This is a genomic window from Campylobacter sp. 107, from assembly GCF_002383835.1.
In the GTDB taxonomy this organism is placed as follows: domain Bacteria; phylum Campylobacterota; class Campylobacteria; order Campylobacterales; family Campylobacteraceae; genus Campylobacter_D; species Campylobacter_D jejuni.
Map to the genome: position 1 here is coordinate 1 of NZ_NXBA01000076.1, position 2912 is coordinate 2912.

Annotated in this window: 4 protein-coding genes; 2 read left to right on the plus strand and 2 right to left on the minus strand. The window is 25.7% G+C overall.

Translation table 11 applies throughout. The annotated features are described in order from the left end of the window. Positions 1–188 precede the first annotated feature (188 nt). Both BGS40_RS09520 and BGS40_RS09525 read right to left on the minus strand, forming a co-directional pair. Positions 189–821 carry a hypothetical protein gene (locus BGS40_RS09520; RefSeq protein ID WP_180753112.1) on the minus strand — a complete coding sequence of 211 codons (633 nt, stop codon included), beginning with the start codon at positions 819–821 and terminating at the stop codon, positions 189–191. Between the two features lie 517 nt (positions 822–1338). Next, positions 1339–1509: a hypothetical protein gene (locus BGS40_RS09525; protein ID WP_162842475.1), complete on the minus strand. Its 171-nt coding sequence runs from the start codon at positions 1507–1509 to the stop codon at positions 1339–1341. Positions 1510–1799: 290 nt separating this feature from the next. Here BGS40_RS09525 and BGS40_RS07550 point away from each other — a divergent pair, with 290 nt between their 5' ends. Together BGS40_RS07550 and BGS40_RS07555 are read left to right on the plus strand one after the other, a co-directional pair. Then, entirely contained in the window at positions 1800–2159 is a 360-nt protein-coding gene (locus BGS40_RS07550; protein ID WP_096738493.1) for a hypothetical protein, read from the plus strand. A gap of 181 nt (positions 2160–2340) precedes the next feature. Further along, positions 2341–2912, plus strand: a 572-nt coding sequence (locus BGS40_RS07555; RefSeq protein ID WP_374220165.1) for a hypothetical protein, incomplete at its 3' end; no start/stop codon positions are given.

The window sequence follows — 2912 nt, forward strand, 5'->3', positions numbered from 1 at the left end:
CTGTATTTATTAAAATCATTTTTATCAAGAATTAAAATGTATTTTTCTTTTTTTTGCGCCTTTTACACTTTGTAAATTATCATCAATGTTTTGAAATTTCAAAAAGATAGAGTGAAGAGATTTGATCAAGCCAAAGATATCTATCAAATTTCCAGGCACTTTATATTCATCATCAATAAGCTCTATTCCTATATCAGAAAGTTTTTGAATAACCCAAGTAACGCAGTTGTTTTCAAGAAGCTTATAGGTAAAAATTCTTCATTGATTGGTTCTTTGCTATTAGGTGTAATTTCTTTTGTAGTATTAAAATCATTTTTAATATTTGCAAGTAGGATTTCATATTGTTCTTTAGAAAGTTCTAAAGTGCAACGATTAGAGGGTTTGAAAGCTTGAGGGCTTCTTAGTTTTTTAATAATATAACAATTTTTATCAATATTGCTATCTAATACATATTGGTTATTGTTAAATACTTTGCCAGGAGATCCTATAAGAGATTCTGCAACATTAGCAATTCCAGTTCCAAAACCCCAAAAACCATCATTGAATTCATTAGGTTCTTTAGCTTCATACCATTTTTGATCTATCTTGTCCCATTCTTTGTTTTTAAGATATTCTTGTCTTAATGTTTCATCTGCTTTATCAAGCTCATCAGGACTTTTGCCTTTGGTAAGTCCTAAGAAAGCGTGGGTGAAGTCGATTTGCTTAGAAATTTGAGAAAATTTTGCTTCAAATAGCAAAGAAAAATCAACATGCTTTAACATTTCATCTTCTAATAACTCATCTACATAAATTGCTACATAATATTTTATTATTTCTTTCATTTCGAAATAGTTCCTTCTAAAAGTCCATAAGGTATTATTCCTATAAATATTGCAATTTCAAAACAAAAATACATCATTAAAAATAAAAATTTAAATTTTAAATGCAATTTAACAAAAAAAAACCATATTATCATTAATAAAATATTTATTATTGCAAGATTTAAATAAAAATCATTAAAAATTATATTAAAGATATACATAAAACAATAGCAAAAAAGATGAATAAAAAAGAAGTTTTTATAAAAACTTAAAAAAATAAACCAAAATATAGCAATATAAAATAGCAAGATAGGAAAGAAAAAAACAATATAAAGCTCAAATTCCAAATTCTTGAGTTTATATATAACAACAAATACAGCACATATTAAAGCAATATAGCCACTCCCTAAACACCAAGCAATTTGCCCACTTGATATATTGTCTATTCCTTTGCTTTCTAGTTTTTCTTTGAGTTTAGAATAAATAGGAATTTGCAAATTTACTCCTAATATGGATAAATTGTTTTATTATAACCAATCTACTTAATACTTTTAATTAATTTAAATTCTTTATTTTTAAGATATTCTTGTCTTAATGTTTCATCTACTTTATCTAATTCATCAGGACTTTTGCCTTTGGTAAGTCCCAAAAAGACATGGGGAATGTTCCAATCCATGGGGTGGATATAAATCGTTGCGTAGTACTTCATTTATAAAATCCTCTATTTGCTAACCAATAAGCTAAATACCACCAAAAACTATTTGCAAATGCAAATACTATCCAAAAACTTAATTTATGAATTTTATATTTTATAATGTTTCTCTTTTCTAATAAAACCAAATAGTAAAAAATGCAATATGACACAATGTAAAATGTAAGGCATAGTTACCAAATCCATTTAAAATATCCATATTTATTCTTATTGAATAAATAAATCTAATAAGATAAATAATAGGTAAAAAAAATATAAAATAGGATATTATAGTCAATCCGCAACAAATGAAACAATCTAATACAAATTTAGCAAAATTAAATTTGTTATTCATAAATATTCCTTACTATACTTTTGACATTCTCCCCAACTCCTCCATTAAACAAACTATACGACCTTACATCCAAAAAGTTCAAGTTATTACAGATAAGATAGACAATAGATTAAAATTTGTTGAATACACACTAGAATATATTAACAATGGCGATATGATTCAAGTCTTATTAAAACTAGGAAAAGAAACTTTAGAAGATTTTGCTTTTAAAAAAGGTTTAGAAATTTCCAAAGATATAGCACTTATTGTAATGAAATCTGTACCCAAAGGCAAAACTCCTTTAGGTATTGTTATTTTACTACTGGAGGCATAGTGTCTTATTTCTTTGCTGATGAAATTGAGGATTTAGCAAAAGAATTATTTTTTAATAAGAATAACATTTTTTATCGTACCAATAAAGCTATTGAGCAATTTTCACACCCTCTATGAAATGTCCATAAGGTTCAGAATGGCCAACTGGAGGGTGTAAAAACATAGATGTAATCTTTAATGAAATGCAAATAATCCTTGGAAAATCCCTCTTCACCCCACACCCCTACCCTAGCTATTCTAAAGAATACGAATTTGCCCTAGCAAAGAAAAAAGAACTTATAACTAAAACAAGCATAGCTTCTAATTCCTATAATTTTATGGATGAAGAGTATTTAAAAAACATACAAGATTTGCAAGAACAAGATCAAATCATTGATCAAGAAGAACAAAAATATCAACTTGCTTTAAAACTTTACAAAGAAGATAGTAAAATCAAAAATGAGATTTTTAATTCTTTATTTAAATCCTTAAATGAAAATCTAAGCTTTCAATTAAAACAAGAAAGAAATACTTTTTTAAATCCAAATCAAAGTTTAAACATTATCGCTACTAAAAAATACTCATTAAAGACTTTAAATTTACAAGATATTGATAATATTAGTATCAACTCAGAATTTGCTTATTTAAGAACTTTGTTTTTATGTGAAGCTTTTTTAGTTTTAGATAATAATGATGAAGCTTTATTAAATGAAAAAATAGCTAAAGAAATTTTAGAATATGATGAGGATGAATATATTCTTTTTATTTTCCACAA